Source organism: Flavobacterium sp. SH_e, assembly GCF_025717045.1.
Classification (GTDB): domain Bacteria; phylum Bacteroidota; class Bacteroidia; order Flavobacteriales; family Flavobacteriaceae; genus Flavobacterium.
This window is the reverse complement of sequence record NZ_JAOVZN010000006.1, coordinates 375,533-399,714: the sequence shown is the minus strand read 5'-3', so window position 1 is coordinate 399,714 and position 24,182 is coordinate 375,533. Positions and strand designations below refer to the sequence as shown.

At 33.9% G+C, this 24,182-nt stretch carries 21 protein-coding genes and 2 tRNA genes; 4 read left to right on the top strand and 19 right to left on the bottom strand.

All coding sequences use genetic code 11. The features are described 5' to 3' along the window. Positions 1 to 37 precede the first annotated feature (37 nt). A complete protein-coding gene (locus tag OD917_RS12655; protein WP_263523859.1) occupies positions 38 to 1,081 on the bottom strand; it encodes a Gfo/Idh/MocA family oxidoreductase in 1,044 nt (347 codons plus the stop codon). Between the two features lie 80 nt (positions 1,082 to 1,161). Beyond that, positions 1,162 to 2,232 carry an NADH:flavin oxidoreductase/NADH oxidase gene (locus OD917_RS12650; RefSeq protein WP_263523858.1) on the bottom strand — a complete coding sequence of 357 codons (1,071 nt, stop codon included), beginning with the start codon at positions 2,230 to 2,232 and terminating at the stop codon, positions 1,162 to 1,164. Positions 2,233 to 2,433: 201 nt separating this feature from the next. Here OD917_RS12650 and rseP point away from each other — a divergent pair, with 201 nt between their 5' ends. The 3 genes from rseP (at position 2,434) to OD917_RS12635 (ending at position 4,047) form a co-directional block, all read left to right on the top strand. After that, positions 2,434 to 3,777: an RIP metalloprotease RseP gene (rseP, locus tag OD917_RS12645; RefSeq protein ID WP_263523857.1), complete on the top strand. Its 1,344-nt coding sequence runs from the start codon at positions 2,434 to 2,436 to the stop codon at positions 3,775 to 3,777. Positions 3,778 to 3,860: 83 nt separating this feature from the next. Next, positions 3,861 to 3,934: transfer RNA gene (locus OD917_RS12640), tRNA-Asn, on the top strand. A 39-nt stretch (positions 3,935 to 3,973) separates the two neighbouring features. Further along, a tRNA-Asn gene (locus OD917_RS12635) sits at positions 3,974 to 4,047 on the top strand. Positions 4,048 to 4,243: 196 nt separating this feature from the next. On the opposite strand, the gene OD917_RS12630 is transcribed toward OD917_RS12635, so the two are convergent. The 3 genes from OD917_RS12630 to OD917_RS12620 form a co-directional block, all read right to left on the bottom strand. Beyond that, complete coding sequence (locus tag OD917_RS12630; RefSeq protein WP_263523856.1) at positions 4,244 to 4,921, bottom strand: hypothetical protein; 678 nt, start codon at positions 4,919 to 4,921, stop codon at positions 4,244 to 4,246. A 268-nt stretch (positions 4,922 to 5,189) separates the two neighbouring features. Next, positions 5,190 to 5,867 carry a hypothetical protein gene (locus OD917_RS12625; protein ID WP_263523855.1) on the bottom strand — a complete coding sequence of 226 codons (678 nt, stop codon included), beginning with the start codon at positions 5,865 to 5,867 and terminating at the stop codon, positions 5,190 to 5,192. Between the two features lie 120 nt (positions 5,868 to 5,987). Next, positions 5,988 to 6,266 carry a hypothetical protein gene (locus OD917_RS12620; RefSeq protein WP_263523854.1) on the bottom strand — a complete coding sequence of 93 codons (279 nt, stop codon included), beginning with the start codon at positions 6,264 to 6,266 and terminating at the stop codon, positions 5,988 to 5,990. A gap of 177 nt (positions 6,267 to 6,443) precedes the next feature. On the opposite strand from OD917_RS12620, the gene OD917_RS12615 reads away from it, so the two are divergent. Further along, positions 6,444 to 6,839 carry a helix-turn-helix domain-containing protein gene (locus tag OD917_RS12615; RefSeq protein ID WP_263523853.1) on the top strand — a complete coding sequence of 132 codons (396 nt, stop codon included), beginning with the start codon at positions 6,444 to 6,446 and terminating at the stop codon, positions 6,837 to 6,839. Between the two features lie 77 nt (positions 6,840 to 6,916). Here the strand turns inward: OD917_RS12615 and OD917_RS12610 are convergent, their stop codons facing one another. From OD917_RS12610 to fabF, 14 genes are all read right to left on the bottom strand, one after another. After that, a complete protein-coding gene (locus tag OD917_RS12610) occupies positions 6,917 to 8,305 on the bottom strand; it encodes a hypothetical protein (protein ID WP_263523852.1) in 1,389 nt (462 codons plus the stop codon). Positions 8,306 to 8,459: 154 nt separating this feature from the next. Beyond that, positions 8,460 to 9,656: an aminopeptidase C gene (locus OD917_RS12605; RefSeq protein WP_263523851.1), complete on the bottom strand. Its 1,197-nt coding sequence runs from the start codon at positions 9,654 to 9,656 to the stop codon at positions 8,460 to 8,462. Between the two features lie 221 nt (positions 9,657 to 9,877). Continuing rightward, positions 9,878 to 11,038 (bottom strand): BamA/TamA family outer membrane protein, encoded by a 1,161-nt coding sequence (locus OD917_RS12600; protein ID WP_263523850.1) that lies wholly within the window; start codon positions 11,036 to 11,038, stop codon positions 9,878 to 9,880. A 77-nt stretch (positions 11,039 to 11,115) separates the two neighbouring features. Continuing rightward, the gene (locus OD917_RS12595; protein WP_263523849.1) at positions 11,116 to 12,087 is read right to left on the bottom strand and encodes a transporter; all 972 of its coding nucleotides are present in this window, start codon (positions 12,085 to 12,087) and stop codon (positions 11,116 to 11,118) included. A gap of 73 nt (positions 12,088 to 12,160) precedes the next feature. Beyond that, positions 12,161 to 13,336, bottom strand: coding sequence for a helix-turn-helix domain-containing protein (locus tag OD917_RS12590; protein ID WP_263523848.1), 1,176 nt, complete (start codon positions 13,334 to 13,336; stop codon positions 12,161 to 12,163). Between the two features lie 128 nt (positions 13,337 to 13,464). Next, entirely contained in the window at positions 13,465 to 14,043 is a 579-nt protein-coding gene (locus tag OD917_RS12585; protein WP_263523847.1) for a DUF4136 domain-containing protein, read from the bottom strand. Positions 14,044 to 14,334: 291 nt separating this feature from the next. Next, entirely contained in the window at positions 14,335 to 15,735 is a 1,401-nt protein-coding gene (locus tag OD917_RS12580; RefSeq protein ID WP_263523846.1) for a DUF2252 domain-containing protein, read from the bottom strand. A 44-nt stretch (positions 15,736 to 15,779) separates the two neighbouring features. Beyond that, the gene (locus tag OD917_RS12575) at positions 15,780 to 16,598 is read right to left on the bottom strand and encodes a hypothetical protein (RefSeq protein ID WP_263523845.1); all 819 of its coding nucleotides are present in this window, start codon (positions 16,596 to 16,598) and stop codon (positions 15,780 to 15,782) included. Positions 16,599 to 16,696: 98 nt separating this feature from the next. Then, positions 16,697 to 17,710, bottom strand: coding sequence for an HAD family hydrolase (locus OD917_RS12570; protein ID WP_263523844.1), 1,014 nt, complete (start codon positions 17,708 to 17,710; stop codon positions 16,697 to 16,699). Positions 17,711 to 17,775: 65 nt separating this feature from the next. Beyond that, a complete protein-coding gene (locus OD917_RS12565; protein ID WP_263523843.1) occupies positions 17,776 to 19,458 on the bottom strand; it encodes an arylsulfatase in 1,683 nt (560 codons plus the stop codon). 658 nt (positions 19,459 to 20,116) lie between these two features. Then, complete coding sequence (gene pyk, locus OD917_RS12560) at positions 20,117 to 21,550, bottom strand: pyruvate kinase (RefSeq protein WP_263523842.1); 1,434 nt, start codon at positions 21,548 to 21,550, stop codon at positions 20,117 to 20,119. Between the two features lie 5 nt (positions 21,551 to 21,555). Further along, positions 21,556 to 22,044, bottom strand: coding sequence for an IPExxxVDY family protein (locus OD917_RS12555; protein ID WP_111286408.1), 489 nt, complete (start codon positions 22,042 to 22,044; stop codon positions 21,556 to 21,558). Positions 22,045 to 22,169: 125 nt separating this feature from the next. Then, complete coding sequence (rnc, locus tag OD917_RS12550; protein WP_263523841.1) at positions 22,170 to 22,910, bottom strand: ribonuclease III; 741 nt, start codon at positions 22,908 to 22,910, stop codon at positions 22,170 to 22,172. A gap of 10 nt (positions 22,911 to 22,920) precedes the next feature. Beyond that, positions 22,921 to 24,174 (bottom strand): beta-ketoacyl-ACP synthase II, encoded by a 1,254-nt coding sequence (gene fabF / locus OD917_RS12545; protein ID WP_263523840.1) that lies wholly within the window; start codon positions 24,172 to 24,174, stop codon positions 22,921 to 22,923. Positions 24,175 to 24,182 lie beyond the last annotated feature (8 nt).

The window sequence follows — 24,182 nt, the reverse complement described above, 5'->3', positions numbered from 1 at the left end:
TTGAAACCAAAAAAAAACGCACTATTGTGCGTCTTGATTATTGTACAATTATTACTTTCTGCTGTGCATTACTCGCAATTGCAGCTTCTATAATCTGCATCACTTTTACGCCTTCATCTGCGGTAACAGGCTCTTTTTTATCGTTTGCAATCGAATCGTAAACACCGTCGAAGAAACTGAAATAATTGCCTTGAAGCGTTGGGATTTTTTCTCTCACAATTTTACCATCAATTTCAGTGTGTAAAAGTCCTTGCAAACTTTCTTCTTCTGTTCCCCAAGATTCTAAGTTTGGTTTTTTTCCAACTTTCAAATCGTCTTCCTGAACATCTCCGCGAGGTTTTAAGAAAGATCCTTTTTTTCCGTGAATGGTGTATGCAGGATTGGCTTCTCTCACAAAAAAACCAGCTTTTAAGCGAACTCTGAAATTAGAATAAAACAAAGTCAAATCGATCCAATCATCTACAACTGAGTTTTCTCTTGTTACACGAATGTCTCCAAAAACGGCTTTTGGACAGCCAAACAAACTTACAGCTTGATCAATAATATGCGGACCCAAATCTTTCAAAACTCCAGCTCCGTCATTTGCTGTTTCTTTATGCGCTTTTGGACTCAATAACGGATTATATCTGTCAAAATGAAATTCTGCTTCTACCAAATCTCCTAAAATGCCGTCGTCAATTACTTTTTTTACGGTTTTAAAATCGCTGTCCCATCTTCTGTTCTGGAAAACAGCCAATTTCAAACCTTTTTCTTTTGCAATTTTGGCTAACTCTTTTGCCTCTGCAACTGTTGTTGTAAAAGCTTTTTCTACGACTGCATGTTTTCCTGCTAAAAGAACTTTTTTAGCAAATTCGTAATGCGTTCCAACTGGAGTGTTTACAATTACCAAATCGACATCATCGCTTAATAATTCGTCTAGGGTAGCATAACTTTTTACGTATGGATAATCTTCCTGAATTAATTTTTTGCTTCTTTCCCAAGAACCTAATAATTCAAATCCTTCGTGAATATCTAGAAACGGAGCATGGAAAACTTTCCCCGACATTCCGTATGATAATAATGCTGTCTTTATCTTTTGCATTGGTTTTGTTTTAGTTTATTCGCCACGAATTCACGAATTACAAAAAAATAAATTCGTGAATTTGTGGCGGAAAAAAAATTTTAAAGTTTAGCTCTTTCGTATTGTTTTGGCCATTGAATCTCGTCGTTTAATGCCTTGGCGAAATCTAAAGGAAAATTTGGGTTTCTCAAAGATTCTCTGGCGAATAAAATTAAATCGGCTTGATCCATATTTAGAATTTCTTCTGCTTGTCTGGCTTCTGTAATTAGTCCGACTGCGCCTGTTGCAATGTTGGCTTCTTGTTTTACTTTTTCCGCAAAAGGAACCTGATAACCTGATCCTAATGTTATTTTTTGATGCGATACCAATCCGCCTGACGAAACATCAATTAAATCTACTCCTTTTTCTTTTAATATTTTAGAAAGCTGTACAGATTCTTCTGGATTCCAACCATTTTCTGCCCAGTCTGTTGCCGAAATTCGAACAAACAAAGGCAAATCTAAAGGCCATTCTGACTGAACCGCTTCTACAACTTCTAAAGTAAAACGGATTCTGTTTTCGAAACTTCCGCCATATTCATCTGTTCTTACATTCGTTAAAGGAGACAAAAACTGGTGCAGTAAATAACCATGAGCCGCATGAACTTCTAAAACCTGATATCCTGCTTCCACCACTCTTTTCGTTGCTGTTTTAAAATCAGAAATCACTTTTTTAATTCCGTTTTTATCTAAAGCTTCTGGAAGAAATGGTTCGTCATCGTGATACGGAATAGCACTTGGCGCAACAGTCTGCCATCCGCCTTGAGCGAAATCTAATTTTTTATTTCCAAGCCAAGGAGCCGAAACACTTGCTTTTCTTCCCGCATGTGCTAACTGGATTCCCGGAATTGAATTTTGAGAAACAATAAATGCATTGATTTGTTTTAATTTTTCGATATGTTCATCTTTCCAGATTCCAAGATCTGAAGGAGAAATTCTGGCTTCTGGAGAAACTGCTGTTGCTTCCTGAATAATAAGACCAGCTCCGCCAGTTGCACGGCTTCCTAAATGAACGAGATGCCAATCATTTGCAAATCCATCAATTGCAGAATATTGGCACATTGGCGAGATTGTAATTCTATTTTTTAAAATAATTTTTTTTATAGTGAGCGGAGAAAATAATTTCGTTGCCATAGACTTGTAACTTTTAATGATTTTTTACTACCAATTGAGTAAGGCAGTGTTCAAAAAGTAAAGTTACAGTATCTTGTTAAAACGAGAAATCGAAATGTTTATTAATTAACAAACATTTAAAATCTTAAACACTATCTTGCACACTTATATTAAAATAGAAAACGCTACTTTTGTGCGTTAAATACGAATTAAAAATAAAAAATGGATATAGTTATCAAACTCTCTCAATTTCTATTGAGTTTATCTTTACTTATTATTCTTCATGAATTAGGGCATTTTATCCCTGCTAAATTGTTTAAAACCAGAGTCGAAAAATTTTATTTGTTTTTTGATGTTAAATATTCACTTTTCAAAAAGAAAATAGGAGAAACAGAATACGGTATCGGATGGCTGCCGCTGGGTGGTTATGTGAAAATTTCTGGAATGATTGATGAAAGTATGGACAAAGAGCAAATGGCTCTGCCTCCACAGCCTTGGGAATTTCGCACTAAACCAGCTTGGCAACGTTTAATTATTATGCTTGGTGGTGTAACGGTAAACTTCATCTTGGCTTTTATTATATATATAGGTATGGCATTTGCCTACGGAGATACTTATATTGCAAATGCTGATTTGAAAGATGGTGTTGCAATTGAAAATCCTGCTATGCTTAAAGCTGGTTTTAAAACCGGTGATAAAATTATTTCTATTGATGGTAAAGCTGTAGAAAATTTTGACAGTGACATGAACATGAATGTAATCATGGCAAAACACGTTTTGATTGAAAGAAACGGACAACAGCAAACGATTACTATGCCAACAGATTTTGTTGATCAGCTTTCTAAAACAGAAAAGGGCTTATTAGTTGGCATTAGAATGCCATTTGTTGTGGGCAAAATTTCTGAAGAATCTGAGAATACTGCTTTAAAACCAAAAGATTTAGTGGTAAGTCTGAACGGACAGAAAATTAAATATTTTGATGAAGCTAAAGCTATTTTAGAAAGCAATAAAGGAAAATCTATTCCTGCTGTTGTTTTACGTGATTTAAAAGAAACTCCTATTACAGTAAAAGTATCTAATGCAGGAAAACTTGGAGTTGCTGTTGGCGGTTTAGGAATGGACTCTTTAGAAAAATTAGGTTATTATAAAGTAAGTAAAAAAGAATACGGTTTCTTCGAATCTATTCCAGTTGGTCTTCAAAAAGGAAAAGATCAATTAGTAGGTTACGGAAAACAATTAAAGATGATTTTTAATCCAGAAACTAAAGCTTACAAACAAGTGGGTGGTTTTGCTGCGATTTACAACATTTTCCCTAGTTCTTGGAGCTGGGAAGTTTTCTGGTCAATCACGGCTTTATTGTCAATTATGCTTGGAGTTATGAATTTATTGCCAATTCCGGCTCTTGATGGTGGACACGTGATGTTTTTATTGTATGAAATAATTAGCGGCAAAAAACCAAGCGATAAATTCCTAGAGAATGCGCAAATGGTTGGTTTTGTTTTACTTATTTCACTACTACTATTTGCTAATGGTAACGACATTTACAAGGCAATTGTAGGCAAGTAAAAAAAAGTCAAAAAAAGAGTGAAAATGTTTTTGAGAAACTAAAAATAGTTTTATATTTGCACTCGCTAAAAAGAGCAACAACTTCCTCCTTAGCTCAGTTGGTTAGAGCATCTGACTGTTAATCAGAGGGTCCTTGGTTCGAGCCCAAGAGGGGGAGCAACTTTTTTTAGCAAACATATTAACCTTTTAAGGTGATTCCTCCTTAGCTCAGTTGGTTAGAGCATCTGACTGTTAATCAGAGGGTCCTTGGTTCGAGCCCAAGAGGGGGAGCTTAAAAAAAAGACGATCAAATTTGATCGTCTTTTTTTTTGTCCAAATTCCAATAATTAGGATTGTTTATTTAACCGCAAAGAGCTCAAGGTTTTTACGCAAAGGTCGCAAAGCTTAAATTGTTTAAAGCTTTTCGACCTTTGCACCTTCTTAGCGCCTTTGCGGTTAAAAAAACTTCGCAGTTAAAGAAAAAAAACTACTTCACAACCAAAGTTTCACTTTTAAACCTTTTCATCAAAGCATTTGCTTTTTCTAATTGATTGATTGCTTTTAAGGATTGAGCATATCTGTAGTAGTAAATAACATCGGGGTCTTTGACCAAATTAAGCAACTGTTCGTAATAACTCGCTGCGGTATTAAAATTGCCTTCAAAATAAAGTCGGTCGGCTACTTTTTGGAGCATTTCTGGAGTTCGATAGCCTTTCTCTAGTACTTTTGCGTATGTACCTGTAACATCTACGCTGGTGTATTTGGTTTCTTTGGCAGGAGCCGAAATAGCAACCTCAACTGGTTTGAGTGAAGTTAACAAATGCTCTTCTTTGACTTTTGGAGATTCAATTGGAGCGATTGCTTTGTCTTTTCTTTTTACATATCTCGGAATCACCGTTCTGGTGTTATTCGGACCTAAATCGTAAGTGTCAACCATTTCAAGTTTGGAAACTTCGTAGGTTATAATTCTTCCACCAAAAAGTTTATTGATTCTTTCTTCGACGTAATAGGATTTTATAACCAAATTTTCATCTGACTGTTTGTCTGTCAATAATATCGTCTGCCCTTTTGCTATAGAAACTGTTGCGTTTTCTTTTTGCTGAGCGAAACAATTGAGGTAAATTATTAATAAAAATGCGCTGAAAAACACTCTGGACTTTTTCATAAACAGTTCAATAAAATTAATGGTCTGGCTAAAAATTTTATTAAATATATATGATTCAGCGTGTTACATTTTAACAATCTCTGTAACTAACTTGAAAAAACGTTAAAATACCTTTTTTCGACGAAGCCTTCCTGATTACGGAAAAAGCTTCCTTATGTTGTTATTTTTTAACCGCAAAGGCGCTAAGAAAGCGCAAAGTTCGCAAAGTTTACAATAATTAAACTTTGCGAACTTTGCGTAAAACCTTGCGTCTTTGCGGTAAAAAAAACTATTTAACAGCCAGCGTTTCGCTTTTGAATCTTTTCATTAAAGCATCAGCTTTTTCTGTTTCGTTAATGGCTTTTAGAGATTGAGCATATCTGTAAAAATATATTACTTCTAAATCTGAAGTTAGCTCAAATAACTGCGTATAATAACCAGCCGCTTCGGTTAGATTTCCATCAAAATAAAGTCGGTCAGCAACTTTTCTTAGCATTTCGACTGTTTTATAACCTTTGTCGATTACTTTTCCATAAGTATTTATTACATCAATATTAATAGATTTTGATTTTGGAACAGAAGCTGTAAGTGCCGTTTGAGCGGGTGCTAATGTTACTTTTACATTTTCTAAAGGAGCTTTTGCCGGTATAGCATTAGGAACTATGAGATGTTTTGGCTTTGCATATATCGGGATTACAGTTCTGGTGTTGTTTGGACCTAAATCGTAAGTGTCGACCATATCCAGTTTTGAAACTTCATAGGTTATAATTCTTCCCCCAAAAAGCTTATTAATTCTTTCTTCTACATAATAGGATTTTATTACAAGATCACTACCTGCAAGATTATCCGTCAATAATATCGTGTTTCCTTTTGCTGATGAAGCGGAGGCAGTGTTGGTGCGCTGGGCAGGACAGTGAAGAGAAAATACGAATGCAAGTGTACTTAAAACTGCTCCATACTTTTTCATGATTAATCATTAAAATTAAATGCCAGGACTTAAAACATACATAAAGTTACGCAATATCTCTTCTCGATGTCCTAATCGCCTTTTAAAAGCCCTAAAAAACGTTTAAATGCCTATTTCTTCTTAATAGTTCCTATTTTCCGTACAAGCTTTTTGGATTTGTTCGTCTGTAAATGGTTCTAAGGCTTTTACGAGCATCTTACTCATTCTAATGCAACTCAACATTTTAATTCGTAAAGGAAGGCTGTTTCCTGGCTCTGTTTCAAGAAGGTGTTCGAAAATTTCGTTTAAGTATTCAGGATGATTTCTAAAATCTCCATCAAAACAAATATCTGATACGAATTTGGACAAAGATGCTATTACCTTATTCTCGCTTGCATTGTTTTCGTTTTCTCTCGTCATGGCGTTTATATTTACTCTTTTGGTTTTGAATAATTATTGTACGAAAAATTGTATTTTTGTTTCAGCGAATTAAACAATAGAAAACAATCTAACAAAACATTAGGTTTGGTAATTCACCAAAAAAGATAGTGTTTTACTATTATCTTAATTTTTAAGGATTTTTAATATCTTTGAAGTATGAGCACAGCAACAAAACCAAAACATATCGGGAGAAACATAAGCCGCATTCGTGAGCTTAGAGGAATGAAACAAGAAGCACTTGCCATTGCTATTGGCATGAGCCAACAGACGATTTCTAATATTGAAGGAAGCGAAACCGTTGATGATGAAAAACTAAACGTTATTGCAGAAGCTTTGGGTGTTTCGGCTGATGCTATTAAAAATTATAGCGATGAAGTTGTGTTAAACAATATTCAAAACAACCACGAAGGATCTGTTATTCATAGCGGACCAACTGTAAATCATAACTGTACTTTCAATCCTCTTGATAAAATTGTAGAGCTTTATGAGCGTTTGGTTCAGGCTGAAAAGGATAAAGTGGAGTATTTGGAGAAGTTGATGAAGGGGAAGTAGGGATTTTTATTTTCTAAAATATATTACAAAAAGAGGCTTTGCTGAAAGCCTCTTTTTGTTTTAAGTGATAAAGAATATCAGCTTTTTCCATACTTTCTAAATGCAGAAATTGTTTGATAAATCCCATATCCAATAAAAATTTTAGCTGCAATAAATATCAAATATAAAAAACCATTGCTCTGTATTTCTTTATTATCAAATCCAAGAGAGAAAATAAACTTTAAAAACTCCGTAAGTATTTGAGAGTATGAAGCAATTTCTCCTTTAAAATTAAGGGAAAGTGGATATTTAGAAATCACGAAATTATTTACAATCAAAAGCAATAAAAAAAACTGAACTCCTCTTTTAATTGTGAACTTTATTCCAAGAATCCAATTGTTTCCAAAATCATTTGATTGTTTATTTAAGTTAAGTAATATTCTGTCATTTATATTTAATTTTGAACTTCTCAAAAGATTATTATGCTCAATTGCACTGTATTTTAAATAATCGATTTTATTTTCAACTTTAAGCAAGTGATTTTTTATCAATCTAATTGTTTTTAAATCGCAATTATCTGGATTTCTGATATGCAAATCGTTAAAAAAGGCAACTTTATCAAAATGAGTTCTGTTAAGTTTTATTTTATCACAATTTAAGTTTTGAAATGAAACAATTTCTTTAAAAAAAACTGTATCAAAACTTATTTCATAAATATCAGATTTATCAAAATATATATATTTATCAAAATTACATTTAGAAAACTTAAACAAAGTTCTTCTATTTTGTATTCTTTCAAAATTACAATTTCCTAAAAATTTTGTGTCATTAAAATTCATTGATTGCCCATAATTAGAATGATCACCTTTTAGTTCATTAAATGAGCAATTTTTAATAAAAGATTCTGAAATTAATTGATTCCTCCAAAAATTAAAACTTTCCTCAAAAATAGAACCCGAAATGTTAATTTTATCAATTATGTTAGCATTAATAGTAACCTCTCTAAAGATGCAATTATTAATAAAAATCATCCCCTCAAATTCATTTAATCTTATATCTATAGATGTTTTTTTAAACGATAAACCATTCAATGTTAAGCAAAATATTTTATTATACCTTCCTGGACTTCCTACAATACTTATTCTACTTATATCAGATGAAGATATAGAAAAGTTATTTGAAAGAATATGCACATTTTTAAATTCAAGACTATACAGACAACAATTTTTAATGTATAAATCATTTCCAAAAATACAATCAACAAATGACAAACTACAAAATTGATCTTTAATATCATCATTCCTAACAAAATCATAGAAATCGATTCTACCTCCCTTAAAAAAACAATTATTAAATTCAATTGAATCAATATTCAAATTAATATCTAAATGATCTTCAATATCAATTTCAAAATCATTTACTTTAATCCGATTTTCAGTTGCATTATTCATTAATTGCAATAAATCCTTTGAATTTAAAATTTTCATTTATTAATTTTTTAGAATTTCAATTTAGAGATATTTTTTAATATTCGAGAATATTAAAAAGAAAAATCTTGGTAAAATTTTTATTTATAGAAATAAAAAAGCGCCACAATTTTCATTGTAGCGCTTTTCTATTTTCTTTAAAACTCTAGGTTAATTAAACCCCTAATTTCTTAGCAATTTCAGCAGGAATTCCTCCTTTGTTTACTAGAAGTGCAGTAGTTTTATATTTTACGAAGTTCTTAGTTACAAACAAGAAACCTTTGTAGTCATTTGTTTCTCCCCAAGAATTTTTTACGATATAGTATTCTTTTCCAGTTTGATCTTTTGCAAGACCAATAATGTGCATTCCGTGGTCGTCTGTTGTTGTGTAGTTATCAAACGCAGCCTGACGCATTTCTGGAGTAATTTCTGGTTCTGCTTTTGGCCCGTTAAACATGTCTGCTTTTTCTTCAGCCGTCATGTCGTCGAATTTTTTAGACGCTACATAAGCTACACCGTTTTTCCAGCTAAAGCTTTTCTCGCTAACATCTGTTGCCCAAGCTACAGTATATCCTTTTTTAAGTGCGTTGTCGATAACATCTGTCATATCGTTCAATTTTACGTTGTAAACTTGATCCAATGACCAGTTGTCTGGCACCATCATAGTTGTTTTTTGGTAGTATGGAGCATTTGTAAAAGATGACATTTCTACATACTCATCTGGGTTAATTCCTACTACTTCTTTAGCAAAAGATTGCGGAGTATAGTTTTTCCCTTTGTAGTTAAAGTTATCTGGCACTTTTCCTAAGTAAGAATCAATAACTGCTGCGTACGCTTTTTGCCAGTTTGGAGTTAATTCTCCGTTCGGGTTTTTAACCACCGCTGTAAGAACACCTTCGATAAGAGCGCCCATTTCAGCAAATTTGTTTTTGTCTGTTCCGTAGTTTAATCCTGTATAGACTTCTCTTGGCACAGTTCCGTATTTTTTATACATATTAATTACATCGTGAAGAGCTCCACCGTCTCCAAGAGTAATTGCTCCGTGCATACGAACATAGTTTACGCCTTTTTCAACATACACGTTTCTTGCAGAATAAATTTGAGATAACTCAACTGGCTGTTTTCCTAAACGAATCATTTCTGACTCTAAGAATGAGTTTGTTGAGTAGCTCCAGCAAGTTCCAGATGATCCTTGAGATTTTACTGATGTTGTTCCTAGATTAATTACTTCTGTAAATTTGAAGTTCTCTTTACTTTTGTCGCTCGCGTTTAGTTTAAGTGAATTCACTAATACGTCTTGCGCAAAACAGCCTGCTGTTCCAGCTAAAAATACTGAAGCTGCAAACACTGATTTGAATGAAAATGTATTCATAATTTATGTTTAAGATTTAACAAAATTAGTCTCCAATGTTTCTAATTTGTTACAAAACAATTAAATATTATACAATTTGTGTGATGTTTAATTGTTAATATTTTCTTAACGGATAGAATTATTAAGGTATTTAATACAAAAAACCTCAATAATGGCTTATTAAGGTTTTTTGGAGTTATTATTTTATAAATTAACTTCTTACAAGTTTTTTGCATCTTTATTTATCGCATCCAATTGCTTCCAAAAACGATATAATATGCCCATTCTTCTGGTCCTTTTGCAACATCTATTCCCATGCGAAGTTTAAATTTTCTGGCTAAGAGGTATCTAAAACCGCTTCCGTAACTGTAAACAACGGGTTTTGCAAAAGCTTTGTCCCAATCGTCAAACGCACTGGCGAGACCTCCAAACCCCATAACGCTCCATCGTTTGTAAACATCCCATCGTAACTCGCCTTCGGTAACAATACTGGTGTTTCCCATATATCGCGCGGCGGGAATTCCTCGTAAATTGATTCCTGGTTTTAAATAAAAAGGCGGACTTCCCAACGCCTGCTCCCCTTCAATCCTTAGTCCGCCAATTAGTTTTTTAGCCAATGGATAATAGCCTATCGTAGATAAATTAATACGCCACGATTGGTAATCGCTTCCAATTGCTTTGTCCGACCAGAAAAAATCGGCCTGAACCCTTATTCCTTTATCTGGTGTAAATATATTGTCGCGTCCGTCAAACTGCACTGCGCCTCCAAGCTGACTTATGGTACTTTTAATATCTTTTGGATCTACAAATGGCGGCGGAAGATTAAAATCGGGCAGGTTTATTTTTGAGTTTAAAAACAGATATTGTGGGCCTGCGCTCCATTTTGCGTTCTTAAATTGTTTGAGCCATTGTGTATAAAAAATGGTCGATTTAAAATTGAGTTTAAATTCCTGATCTGCCTGATTGGGCAAATTATTGGCATAAAATGATAAATTCATGTCGCCATAAGCCGCAAAAACTCGATATAATATTTTAGGTTTTACAAGTGTTGCAGAGCGAAAAGCTCCTCCCAACCAGCTTTTATTTGCCGTGTACATTCCAATTCCTCCTGTAATGTCTGGATTTACAAAACGTTTTGTTCCGTCTTCTTCAATAACAGGAGCTCTCTTTTTAAGGAAAATTGGCGCGACCGCACCTCCAAAACCTCCAACAGCTGGTTCTGTAATAATGGTTGGAACTACTATAAATCCGTTGGCATAGATAAGAAAATCACTCAAATCGAAAGCACCATCTAGAGAATCTTTAAAAACTACTTGGTGTTTTTGTGCGCTTAAAGAACTAAATAAAAATAACATACAAAGCGAAAAGAGTATTATTTTTGATGTTGGCTTTTTGTTTTTCATATAAGAATTTTATCGTTTTATATTTAAAAATTTACCCCATCGCAAAAACCTGAAATCTCTTAGAATAAACTCAGAAATTATTTTTTATCGAAATTGAAAACATGTGCCAGTGTTATAAAAAAAGTATTTCCTTGAAATCTATTTACGGCGCTCACTTCTCCAATCCATCTAATACCTGCTGACGTCATACAGCCAATGTGCAAATAATTCACTTCAACTCCAAGTCCGCCAATTCTATCTTTGTCTGGTTCGAGCACAATTGCGCTTCCAACAGGAATTTTATCGTCTGATACTTTATATTGCAAGTAATAAATCAAACCCGCATTAAGTATTCCTTTTGGTGCAGTTTTTTCAGCATTCATACAATAAAATGTTTTTCCTAAACCTCCTTCTATGCTTAATATATCGCCTGTTTTTATATCGGTGCCTTTCTTTTTACTATTGATTTCATACGCAGCCAATACTGAAAAATGAAATGTTTTTTTCTCATTAAAAAACAAGGTCGTTCCTGCAGAAAACTCATTCATAAACATTCCTAGACCGCTATTATTACTGCCACCAAGCTCATATTTCCCTGTTGGGAGATACATTTGGTAACTGAATACAAAATCTGCTCTTTTATTGTGCCAGCCTAACTGAACAGGCTGTAAAAGCATATCTGTAAAAGCAAAATCGCTTTTTGAATCTACATAGCTTCCTTGTATTGTGTTGGATGCAAATGCGACTAAAATTGTTGCCCCGTAATTGGCACCCAAAATCTTAAAATCGCTTACATAATTGGCTCCAACTCCAGTTAAAAACATATTTAAATCAGGGTTTGAAAGTGTTTTATTTCCGTCTGAATCTCTTAAAGTACTAGCTCCATAAAAATATCCTGGCACATATAAACTTAATTTATTGGCAGGAGCCTGTGTGCCTGCCTGCAATCCAGAAGAACCAAGAATATGCCCTCCTTTTAACTGGGCATTGCTATAAAATGAAATCAACATAAACATTGCTACCCAAAGTAGCCGTACTGTTTTTTTCGAATTAATCTTTTTTTCTTTCATGCCGAAATGTTTTAAAGTGAATTAAGACTTTTACAACCGCTGCTGAGAACTTGCTTTTTTGAAAGATATAATTTTACTTAAAGTAATATGCGCTTGTGCGATCAGGATTTATTCTAATGGTTTTAAAGTATTCCGAAGGAGATTTTCCAGTATGTTTTATAAAGGCTCTAAAACAGGTTGTGCGAGATTTAAAACCAGAACCCCACGCCATTCCTTCCAGCGATAGATCTTTCCATTCTGGATCATTTATTTTTTCTTTAAAATATTCAATCCTTTTCAAATTAACATAATCCTGAAAATGAAGTCCGAATTCAGAATTAATTAAATTGGACAAATGGTGCACAGATATTCCCGTTTCATCAGATAGATCTCTGATTACGAAATCTTTCTTTAGAAAAAGATTTTTCGAGTTTAAAACATAGTCTAATTTAAGGAGGTATTCTTCTCTTTTTTCAAGCGTTAATTCATTCGCAATCGGAATTACCGTTTTGGTTTCTTTTGTTTTTACCAATACTGTATTATCTACAACAAAGTCGAATGTTTCCTCTTCGTCATGAAAAATCTGTGGTTTGAAATACAGCCATCCAACAGTAAAAAATAAAACAGAAGAAATGAGTACATAACAAGAAAGATCTGTAGCTTCAACTTTTATCAATAAAAAATGATGAACAAAAAGCGCCGAAAATAAAAACAAAATCATAAGATTATAAACTCTAATCCAGTTAATCACTTTAATTCGATGAAATTGATTTCCTTTAAATTTTTTCAGATCATAGTTTAAAATCAACATGGTTTGAAAAAACACATAGAAAAGCCAAATCGTCAATGTTAAAACAGAAAATGGATTTTTGATTAATTGTGAAATATAATCAACAGCTTTTATATCAGTGTAACTTCCAACATAAACAACCAGCGTTAAAACGAAATAAATTATAAAAGGCACAAAATGCAGCCAATCGTATTTTCTAAAACTTTTATTAAGTGATAAAATATTTCTAACATATAAAAAAGAACATGGCGCGGTTAAAAATATAAACGCTTTTGTAATGGTAAATAGATCTGGAAAATTTTTAAATAAGTTGGCCGAGAGATAAAAATTGTAGATACTTACTACCGCCAAACTCAATAAAAACATTCCCAAAAAGAAACTTTTAGAATAGTTTTTTCTGGAAAAAAGAACCATAATTGATGTAGCTAGACCCGCAATTGTGGCTATGAAAAAGAAAAGTGAAAGTAATATATCGATCATTTTTTTAAGTTTAACTGAGTAAATATTTTTCTTAAAATCTTAAAAATAGAGTGCGAGAAGGGGCGTATAACCATATAGAATTGTACTTGCCGAAGACTGGCAAGTACAACTTTCCTTTATATCTTAAATTATTTTTTATCTGCTCCCGGAGGGAAACCTGTAAGTATTTTTTTGATTGCACCGTTAATAAATTCTTCCGGATTATCTGGTTTACTGTCAATTTCGGCATTTCCAATTCCTTGCCAAACTAACTTATCCGTTTTTGTAGACACAATATCAATTACTAATGAACCATCAACATAGTCATAAGTATCAAATGTCGTATTGGCGCCACCCATCATAGCACCACCGCCCCAATATCCATAAGGGCGATACATTCCGCCATATCCATAAAAGTTAGTGTTGGCACTAACAGAAGTTTTATTTTTTAAGATAGAAACGGCATTAACTTTTAAATCTGGATTAGAAGATTCTGTAAATCCTTTAGCAAGCATTTCGTTTCGGATAGCTTTTGCTACACGATCAACATTTAACTGATTTACCTGACCTTCCTGCGCTCTTAGATCATAAACAGCAAATGTTTTGTATTCGCTAAAATTAACAGCATGATCATAATCGGTCGTAACTTTTACAGTTGGGGAGCAGCTGTAAATTAAACCCAAAAATAAAATTGGGATAAGGCGAAGATTTGTTCTTTTAATATTCATGTTTGGTATTTATTAAATTAATAATTAAATCAGTTTAACTCGAATGTATTAAAATCATAAAAATCTTGAACGAGGGGGCAAAGCGTGCATTAATAATCGCCTATTCGATACAACAATCTACTAAACAATTACTTAGCTCACTCTCAAAGATAAATCATTTTATTTAATTAACAGTATTAAATAAATAAAATCTTACTTTGTTATTTTATAGTATATTTCGTTCCATTTTTTAAAGTTAAATTTACTTTGCACAACTACATACTGGTTCTATTTTCTTTTGATTACAGAGAATTAGATTTCATCTGAAATAGGCAATTTTCCATGTTTTATTGCCTCCAGCATTTTATTATAATCCGATTCATTTTGATTGGCGTATAAAACCGAAAATTCTGTAATGGCATCAGCAAATTCATCTGTGTCTCCAATATAACCTGAAATCATCGAAGGATCTCCGGAGCGAGCATGAGCTCTTGCGAGCGCCCATCCACAGGCTTTGGCGTATTCTGCCATATTTTTAGCTTTCATCACTTCAAGAACTGGTTTTATTTTGGCATCTCTAAGCTGGCGAATGTAGAAAAACCTGTTTTTACTGTCGTCTGTCCAACCCAGAAACATATCAGAAGCAGACTGCATTAGTTTTTGTCCCATTACAATTCTTTCTCCCTGATGGTTGTATTTCCCTTTTGTTTTTACATTTCCTTCCAAAACACTTTTTCGAGCTTCTTTAAACTGTAAAAAAATAGGTTCTCCAGTTGCCGACATCAGCAGACTAATGCCGCATAATGTTCCAACGCTGCCTACACCCACTACTTTTATAACAATATCTTGAAGCATGTATCGGCTTAATAAAATCTGCTTTTCTTCTGAAAGCGATTCTAAATATCTATTATGGATAATTTCTCCCTCTTTAGCTACTTGTTTTTCAAGTTCTCCACTCGGATGGAATATCAATGGCGGATCATCTTTTATGCGAGCTCTGGCGCCATCAAAATAAGTCATCTTTGCAAATTCTTTTTCATGAGCCGTATACTCTGATGCTTTTTTAATTCTTTTCTGGTCAAATTCTTTAAATTCTTTATCTCGACCTAATTCGATCAATTCTGCCAGATCAATATCAGCATACCATATTTGAAGTGCTGATAATTTACTGTAATCCAGCATATGCCTTTTATAACTATCTGCAACATTCCAAGCAAATTCTTTACAATTTTTATTGGAAAATTTTCTCCATCGTCCAGCAATCACAAAACTGGCTGCGAGTCTTTTTATATCCCATTCCCAAGGTCCTGGAAAAGTTTCATCAAAATCATTAATATCAAAAACCAATTTACGTTCTGGAGTTGCAAATCCGCCAAAATTCATCAAGTGGCAATCACCGCAAAGCTGTAGATTTATTCCACTTACCGGAGTATGAGCCAAATCGTTAGCCATAATAGCAGCGGCACCTCTATAAAATGCAAAAGGAGATTCCATCATTCTTCTGTACCGAATGGGCAACAGACTTTCAACTCTTCCTTCGCTGGTCTGAATTAAAATATCTACTGGATCTTTGCGGTTTTTTAAAGAATTCCATTCCTGATGTTTTGCCAAAGGTATCTTCTTTCTAACCGAAGCTCCTTTTTCATAACGTTCTGCCTTTGATGCTATCGGATTAAATGGCGTTTCGGCTGTATGTTTTGAATCTTCTTCCATAATTCCAATAAATAAAAGTCAAGAGACACATTAAAATTCATTTATTATTGTGGGAATATAAACGCTACCACCGCTCTTAATCCCCAATCCGGTCTTATGTTTGAATGACCTACAACCGGAATTAAAGGCATAACAGCAAATTGCATGGTCTGACCTCCCAATTTTGTAATTGCCCCTACATTTGGACTCACGGTAATTAGGGTTGTATTTCCTTGCCAGTTTTGAGTAATTTCTGAAGTGATCCCTAAACTTGCACCGCTTTTATAACTATGCGTTAAAAATATCTGTGTGTAAAACTGATTGAAATCTGTTCTATCTGCATTTCCTGCAACAGACCAGATTTGATTGGCTAAAAAACCTATCGAAAGTCCCTTTCCCTGATGCATTACTAAAACGCTCGGTCCAATTCCAAATTTTTCTGTTCCTAACAATTTTTCTGTAGCCGTTGGCACTAAAAAAGCAGGGCCGACACCTAAAATAATTCCTTTTGTTTTAGGGGCAAAAAATGCCGTTACCGTTGCATCACTTAAACCAAACTCATGTGTATTTTCTCCTGTAACATCCTGCTGATCTACAACTGGAAGAATATAACGTGTAATTAAGTTTAAATTTTCACTCAGCTTAAAAGGAACAACAGGCTGTATATTGATCTGATATTTTATCCCGTTATAAGGACCAATTCCATAAGTAAGATTATTTTGCAGAGGCACACTAATTAAACTTGCTACAGGATTTGCCATTTTATCAGCGAGCTCCTGTGCACTGTTTCCTGCTTTCTGCTCTTCTTCCTGAGCATAAGAATTAAAATTTAAGATCAAACAGAATGCAAATAAAAGTGATCTGATAACTTTATGAGACCTCATAGTTTTTTCCATTTTAAAATTTATAAATGCTCTTTTTAAAATCAAAATGAAACAACTAAACAATAAAGTTGTTTCACTTTAATTCTAACTAACTCAATCTAATTATCGGAAAAAACTTTTTTCCAGTCTTTTTGCATATCAACAACATGCCATTTGTTTTTAGCAGCAGCATTTAGAGAAGCATTATCCTTTTCTTGATATTTATACTCTCTTATTGAATCATTATGATTTACCAGTAATTGAAACGATGGATACTTATTACCTTGAGAATATTGCAACATTGGGATATCTCCAGCTCCGCCCTCGTTACCGCAGGCAAAAACAGGTCGCTGCCCAATATGTAATTGAATGCCAACAGGTTTTCCTTCTTTATCATTAAAATGATCTAGAGCCGCTTCACGTTGTACAACATTTTTAGTCCCATCATATTTATATTTGAAAGAAGTGCCCACAACCTGATCTTTCGGAATTCCATAAAACTCTTGAGATATTCCCCTTACAACTTCTATTGTTCCTCCAGTTACGATATAGGTTTTAAATCCGTTGGCACGGAGATAATTCAGCAGTTCTAATTGTGGCTGATAGCGTATTTGCTTTACCGGAACATTTTTACCCGGATACTGTGCACTTTTAAAAAAATCATTAACTGAAGTTTCAAATTCATCTTCGTTCATTCCGGTATGGGTTGCAGCAACAAGTTCTATAAGGGCTTTGTCGCCTCCTTTTTCAAAGAATGTTTTATCTTTTTCAATTACTGCCTTAAAAGGCTGTTTTTGTGCTAATTCTGGTTTAGCTTCTACCATTTTTTTTACTCTATAAAAAGCAAAAAGTTCTTGAACATATGGTTTTTCTGCCCATAAAGTTCCGTCATTGTCAAAAGTGGCAATTCTATATTCTTCTGGAATAAAATCTGGGCTTCCTTTTTTTGTTACTTTTTCAACATAGGCAATAATATCACTTTTTAGAGCCCCATCATTCCAGCTTGGCAATGGATCACTAGTTGCAGCGGTTGCTGCACCTTCTTTTGATTTAGCATCTGTGCTTTCTTCTGATTTTTTACACGAAACAAATAAAAGAAGAAGCATCGGAATTAGTATTATCTTTTTATGCATAACAAATACTATTAAGTGAAAGAAACAGGACGTAAAAAGTCCTGTTTCCTGTAATTATCCATGATTTATTTTTTCTTTTTTGAAGCTGCCTCTTCGTCTTCTTTTAATTTAGGAAGAACGTTTTTCTCTATATATTTTTGCGCCTTAATATCTCTCATTGCTTCTTCCATAATTGTATAAGCAGAGAAGCTTGGCGGAATTGATCTTGGCGGATATTCTTTAAATGTTTCTGCAAATACTCCGACATCATAAAGAGCTCCATAAACTGCCGGTACGTGATTCATTACCCAATCCCAATAAGTATTTGATGTAAAATCGGCTCTTTCGAAAGGATCTTGATAAAGATTAAAGATTTTTTGTAAACGCAGTTTGGTAAACGGTTCTGCCCAAACTCCCATTGTACCAGCAAGACGTTGTTCTGCAAAAACATATTTATAATCTCCTTCTCTCAAACCAACTAAAAGTCCGTCGTCATCTGTATAAAAGAATTTATCTCTGGCACTTTTTGGTGTTTTACCTTCTAAAAATTTGCTTTGGTCATAACCATCCAAATGCACTTTATAAGTTTTACCATTTGCATTGTAGCCTTTTAACAGTTTATTTACAATATCTGGTTCTCCTGCAATAGAGGCCAAAGTTGGAATCCAGTCATTATGACTCATTAATTCAGTAGTTACAGTTCCTGGTTTAATATGTCCTGGCCAACGAACAATACAAGGTACGCGGAAAGCTCCCTCCCAATTTGTATTTTTCTCAGAACGGAATGGAGTCATTGCTCCATCTGGCCATGTGTTCATGTGAGGACCATTATCTGTCGAATAAATAACAATCGTATTGTCAGCAATTCCTAAGTCGTCTAATGCTTTTAAGATGCTTCCAATAGTTTCATCGTGTTCGATCATACCGTCAATGTATTCGCTGTCTCCATGAGTATATCTTCCTCTATGTTCTGCTCTTACATGTGTTCGCAAGTGCATACGAGTAGCATTGAACCAGCAGAAAAATGGTTTTCCAGCAGCATTTTGTCTTTTGATATAATCAATAGCTGCCGCAGAAGTTTCATCGTCGATAGTTTCCATTCTTTTTTTAGTAAGTGCTCCAGTATCTTCGATTTTTTGTTTTCCGACTTTTCCAAAACGAGGATCTGTAGTAGCATCATCCACATTTGTTGCGGTACATTTTAAAACTCCTCTAGGGCCAAATCTTTTTATATATTCAGGATCTTTTGGATAATCTGGCAATTCTGGCTCTTCTTCTGCATTTAAGTGATACAGGTTTCCAAAAAACTCATCAAATCCATTCACCGTTGGCAAGTTTTCATTACGATCTCCAACGTGGTTTTTACCAAACTGGCCCGTTGCATAACCAAGACTTTTCATAATTCCTCCAATTGAAGGGTCTAACTGACTCATTCCCATTGGTGCCCCAGGATAACCCACTTTTGTAAGACCTGTACGAAGACCATGTTGTCCTGTTAAAAAAGCGGCACGCCCTGCAGTACAGCTTTGTTCACCATAATAATGTAAAAATCTTAACCCTTCATTAGCTAAACGATCAATATTGGGTGTAGTATATCCCATAAGTCCATCGCTGTAGGCACTTATATTAGTTGTTCCAATATCATCACCCCAAAGGACCAAAATGTTTGGTTTTTTGTTTTGAGCTGTAACAGAAACTCCAGAAAAAAACAGTAACGCTAATACCCTAAAGGTATTTGTAACTCCGCATTTTAATTTGATTTGTTTCATGATAAAAAAATTCGTTAGTAAATTCTCGCTATTTATATGAGTTTGAAAATCCAAAAAAATAAATGGAAACATTGCAAGCTTTCAAAAAACTCTTAAGTGGAGGTTGCATCTTTTTGATGTGTTTCAAATTCATTTTATTTTAAAATCTGAAACAAAATATTTTTAACTTTTTCTTAAGTCTCTCAAAATTAACTAATAAAAGAGCGAACAATTGTATTTATAAGGCAAGAGCTTGTTTCATTTTATAAAATGAAACAACAAAATTTGAGAATTTGCACCAAAATGTTTCATTTTATAAAATGAAACACATGAAAACATCAGAAAATTAAGCAGTTACAATTTTATATTAAGAAGGAAGAAAAAAGAGGAAATAATGGCTGAAAAGATTTTTTGGGGTAACTATTTTTGAAAAAATTAGTCAAATGAAACAAAAATATCATCTTTTTCAATCAAAATTTTACCATATTATCAGAAAATTAACTAGCGAAATATCCTCTACAAGACGAAATGTCAAATTAAGGGAGAATAAATTTAGATTTTAAAAAAAAACGTCTCGTCTTAAAAATAAGTCGATTTAGTCTCAACTTATTTTAGGACGGGATAAAACAAAAAAAAGCCACTTAAAAAGTGGCTTTATGTATTTAGATAAAGAAGATTGCTAGTCGATTTGAGAAACTCTCATCGTGTTAACCATTCCTTTTTCTTTAATTGGCATTGCAGCAAGATTAATCAAATAATCTCCTGTTTGTGCATATCCTTTTTCAACAGCAATTTTATTTACATCTGTTACAGTATCATCTGTACTTTCTTCATTATCATAATAGAAAGATTTAACTCCCCATAATAAATTCAATTGTGTTAAAATTCTTTTGTTTGAAGTAAATACTAAAATATGAGAAGTTGAAGGTCTCCAAGCTGAAATTTGGAAAGCTGTATAACCACTGTTTGTTAAAGTACAAATAGCTTTAGCTTCGATTTCATTAGCTAATAAAGCTGCTTGGTGGCAAACTGTTTTAGTTACAAAACGGTTTGTTTTAATTTGTGGAGTGTTTTGAGGAACTTGGATAAGTGGTGAATCCTCTACAGCCTCACAAATTTGAGCCATTCTTTGGATTACTTGCACTGGATAATTTCCTGTAGCAGTTTCTCCAGACAACATTACAGCATCTGCACCATCCATTACTGAGTTAGCAACGTCGTTTACCTCTGCTCTTGTTGGAGTTAAACTTGTAATCATTGTTTCCATCATTTGTGTAGCAACGATAACAGGAATTCTAGCAGTTTTAGCTCTACGGATCAAATCTTTTTGAACTAATGGAACTTCGTGAGCTGGAAGCTCAACACCAAGGTCTCCACGAGCAACCATTAAACCATCACAATATGCAACAATTTTGTCCATATTCTCAAGAGCTTCTGGCATTTCAATTTTAGCAATGATAGGAATTTTGTATTCTGAATGCTTAGCGATTAATTCTTGTAAATCTTGTAAATCGCGTGGCGTTTTCACGAATGAAAGTGCGATCCAGTCTACTTTTTGCTCGATTGCAAAAATCGCATCAGCAATATCTTTTTCTGTTAAAGCTGGTAAAGAAATTTTTGTGTTTGGAAGATTAACTCCTTTTTTAGATTTTAATTCTCCACCTTGAATAACTTTAGCAACAACCTCTGTTTTTTTATCTGTAGAAACAATTTCAAAAATAAGTTTACCATCATCAAGCAAGATACGCTCTCCTGGGTTAACATCATTAGGGAAATTTTGATATTTCATGAACACTCTTTTAGATGTTCCAAGAATATCTTCAGCAGTTGTAAAAGTGATTTCATCTCCGTCGTTTACAACAGTTCCTTCTTCCATTACACCAACTCTAAGTTTAGGTCCTTGCAAATCTCCTAAGATTGCTGTAGTGTAACCAAACTCTTCATTTAGGCCTCTAATAATGTTAATTTTTTCCTTTACTCCTTCGTAATCTGCATGCGAAAAATTGATTCTAAACACATTAACCCCTGCATCGATCATATCTTTAATGATCTCTCTTGTACTACAAGCGGGCCCAAGTGTAGCAACAATTTTGGTTTTCTTGTTTGTTAGCATTTTTTTTAAAAAATTAGATTGTTTTTTGATTTTATCTTATCTGTATCCACAGCATAAATAGCCGCAATACTTTCTATTGTGTTTAGTTTTTGTTGAATTTCTGAAAAATTAAGCGCCTCTTCGCTATTATCAATTTTCAGGAAAAAATCGACTTTTTTAAATTCAGGAAGTAAATGAATTGTTGTCGAAACCTCACTTGTTTCATTAGAAAACAAATTCTGAAAATCATTTGTACTCACAGAAATGATTTCATTTTTATTCTGAATTAAATTCCAGGAAACAGCTTTTTCTTCATCATAGTAATAGAATCTAGAAAAATTTGCTTCACCTTCCTTAGTTTGAGCATGGATCTCGTTTTTGCTCTTACTTAAGTTTATCGGAAGGGTTTTATTAATAAAATAGGCCAGTCTATAATCTTCTAATGAAGTATGAATTGCCATTAAATAATAATCAACTTCGTCAAATTCGTCTAAATCCAATCTATGAATAGCCATCCCTTGAAAAATCAAGTTGTAAATATACTATTTCTAAACGGAGCGTCAACAGTTATGACATGGTTGTTTTGTTAAATTATAAACGAAAACGTTATAGCATTGTGATAGTTACAACATTTTTGCAGCTATTTCTTGTCAATTTTTTCTTGAAAAGCAAAATAAGCTCTCTGCGATGCTTTTTCTTCTGCTTTCTTTTTTGAAGTTGCTCTCGCTCTCGCAACGACTTTATCATCAATACTAAGCTTGACACCAAATAAACGCTGACCGTCTATTCCATTATCTTCGAAAATGTCATAATGAAAAACTCTTTTTTCTTTCTGACACCATTCGATCACAAGGCTTTTATAACTTATAACTTTTCCTTCTAATCGAGCAATGTCGACATAAGGAGTAACTACTCGTTTTTGAATAAATCTTTCGCAAAAAGAATAGCCTTTATCTAAATAAATAGCACCTATTAAAGATTCAAAAATATTACCATGAATGTTTTCTCCAAAGTGCTGAATTGGCACTTTACTTTCTACAAACTGTACTAAATTTAAATCTTTACCTAATTCGTTCAAATGTTCACGACTCACAATTTTTGAACGCATTTTAGTCAAGTAACCTTCGTCACCATTTGGAGCTTTATTAAATAAATGTGCCGCAATAACAGCACTTAACATGGCATCTCCTAAAAATTCTAAACGCTCATAATTAATAGGATGTCCATTCTGATCTAATTTATTTGAAGAGCGATGTGTGAATGCTCTCCTATAAAAATCAACATTTGTAGGCGGAAAACCAAGAATTTTCTGAATAGTGTCAAAAAAAATCCCGTCTTCTAGAGAACGGGATTTAGAAAATATTTTTTTGATAATATTCATATACAGAAAATTAATCAGCTAGTTTTTTAAACAATACACAAGCATTGTGTCCACCAAAACCAAATGTATTACTCATTGCAACATTTACCTCTCTTTTTTGAGGTTTGTTTAAAGTAAGGTTCAAAGATGGATCAATATTTTCGTCAACAACTGTATGGTTAATCGTTGGAGGAACAATTCCGTGTTGCATTGCCAAGATCGAAGCAATTGCTTCAATAGCTCCAGCCGCACCCAATAAGTGTCCTGTCATTGATTTTGTAGAGTTGATATTGATGTTTTTAGCATGATCTCCAAAAACTTTGCTAATTGCTTTTAATTCAGCAACGTCTCCTAATGGAGTAGAAGTTCCGTGAGTATTGATATGATCAACTTGATCAGGCGTCATTCCAGCATCTCTCAATGTATTTTCCATTACAGCAATAACTCCAATTCCTTCAGGATGTGGTGCTGTTAAATGATAAGCGTCAGAAGACATACCTCCACCACCAACTTCGCAGTAGATTTTTGCTCCTCTAGCTTTCGCATGTTCGTAATCTTCAAGAACTAAAGCTCCCGCTCCTTCCCCTAAAACGAAACCATCTCTAGTCGCGTCGAAAGGTCTTGATGCTGTTTCTGGGCTTTCATTTCTTGTAGATAATGCGTGCATTGAACTAAATCCTCCCATACCAGCAATTGTTACAGCAGCCTCAGAACCACCAGAAACAATAACATCACACATTCCTAAACGAATGTAGTTGAAAGCATCGATTAATGCATTTGCAGAAGATGCACAAGCAGAAACCGTAGTATAATTTGGTCCCATATAGCCATTACGCATAGAAATATGCGCAGGAGCGATATCAGCAATCATTTTAGGAATAAAGAAAGGATTGAACTTTGGAGTTCCGTCTCCTTTTGCATAATACAATACTTCTTCTTGGAAAGTCTCTAAACCTCCAATTCCTGCTCCCCAGATAACACCAACTCTTTGTTTGTTTACGTTATCATTTGTAATTCCAGCATCTTTAATAGCTTCATCACTGGCAGCAACTGCATATTGTGCAAACTTATCTAATCTACGAGATTCCTTGCGATCCATGTAATCTTCAATATTGAAGTTTTTTACTTCGCAGGCAAATTTCGTTTTGTGCTTTTCGGTATCATAATATGTGATCGGAGCGGCTCCGCTAACCCCATTCACAAGTGCATTCCAATATTCCTGAATATTGTTTCCAATAGGAGTAAGTGCACCTAATCCTGTTACAACAACTCGCCTTAATGCCATAAATATGT

What these genes read in the sequence shown, in the direction of transcription:
- OD917_RS12655 (WP_263523859.1), bottom strand. Translation starts at nt 1,081, where the DNA reads ATGCAAAAGATAAAGACAGCATTATTATCATACGGAATGTCGGGGAAA.
- OD917_RS12650 (WP_263523858.1), bottom strand. Translation starts at nt 2,232, where the DNA reads ATGGCAACGAAATTATTTTCTCCGCTCACTATAAAAAAAATTATTTTA.
- rseP (WP_263523857.1), top strand. Translation starts at nt 2,434, where the DNA reads ATGGATATAGTTATCAAACTCTCTCAATTTCTATTGAGTTTATCTTTA.
- OD917_RS12630 (WP_263523856.1), bottom strand. Translation starts at nt 4,921, where the DNA reads ATGAAAAAGTCCAGAGTGTTTTTCAGCGCATTTTTATTAATAATTTAC.
- OD917_RS12625 (WP_263523855.1), bottom strand. Translation starts at nt 5,867, where the DNA reads ATGAAAAAGTATGGAGCAGTTTTAAGTACACTTGCATTCGTATTTTCT.
- OD917_RS12620 (WP_263523854.1), bottom strand. Translation starts at nt 6,266, where the DNA reads ATGACGAGAGAAAACGAAAACAATGCAAGCGAGAATAAGGTAATAGCA.
- OD917_RS12615 (WP_263523853.1), top strand. Translation starts at nt 6,444, where the DNA reads ATGAGCACAGCAACAAAACCAAAACATATCGGGAGAAACATAAGCCGC.
- OD917_RS12610 (WP_263523852.1), bottom strand. Translation starts at nt 8,305, where the DNA reads ATGAAAATTTTAAATTCAAAGGATTTATTGCAATTAATGAATAATGCA.
- OD917_RS12605 (WP_263523851.1), bottom strand. Translation starts at nt 9,656, where the DNA reads ATGAATACATTTTCATTCAAATCAGTGTTTGCAGCTTCAGTATTTTTA.
- OD917_RS12600 (WP_263523850.1), bottom strand. Translation starts at nt 11,038, where the DNA reads ATGAAAAACAAAAAGCCAACATCAAAAATAATACTCTTTTCGCTTTGT.
- OD917_RS12595 (WP_263523849.1), bottom strand. Translation starts at nt 12,087, where the DNA reads ATGAAAGAAAAAAAGATTAATTCGAAAAAAACAGTACGGCTACTTTGG.
- OD917_RS12590 (WP_263523848.1), bottom strand. Translation starts at nt 13,336, where the DNA reads ATGATCGATATATTACTTTCACTTTTCTTTTTCATAGCCACAATTGCG.
- OD917_RS12585 (WP_263523847.1), bottom strand. Translation starts at nt 14,043, where the DNA reads ATGAATATTAAAAGAACAAATCTTCGCCTTATCCCAATTTTATTTTTG.
- OD917_RS12580 (WP_263523846.1), bottom strand. Translation starts at nt 15,735, where the DNA reads ATGGAAGAAGATTCAAAACATACAGCCGAAACGCCATTTAATCCGATA.
- OD917_RS12575 (WP_263523845.1), bottom strand. Translation starts at nt 16,598, where the DNA reads ATGAGGTCTCATAAAGTTATCAGATCACTTTTATTTGCATTCTGTTTG.
- OD917_RS12570 (WP_263523844.1), bottom strand. Translation starts at nt 17,710, where the DNA reads ATGCATAAAAAGATAATACTAATTCCGATGCTTCTTCTTTTATTTGTT.
- OD917_RS12565 (WP_263523843.1), bottom strand. Translation starts at nt 19,458, where the DNA reads ATGAAACAAATCAAATTAAAATGCGGAGTTACAAATACCTTTAGGGTA.
- pyk (WP_263523842.1), bottom strand. Translation starts at nt 21,550, where the DNA reads ATGCTAACAAACAAGAAAACCAAAATTGTTGCTACACTTGGGCCCGCT.
- OD917_RS12555 (WP_111286408.1), bottom strand. Translation starts at nt 22,044, where the DNA reads ATGGCTATTCATAGATTGGATTTAGACGAATTTGACGAAGTTGATTAT.
- rnc (WP_263523841.1), bottom strand. Translation starts at nt 22,910, where the DNA reads ATGAATATTATCAAAAAAATATTTTCTAAATCCCGTTCTCTAGAAGAC.
- fabF (WP_263523840.1), bottom strand. Translation starts at nt 24,174, where the DNA reads ATGGCATTAAGGCGAGTTGTTGTAACAGGATTAGGTGCACTTACTCCT.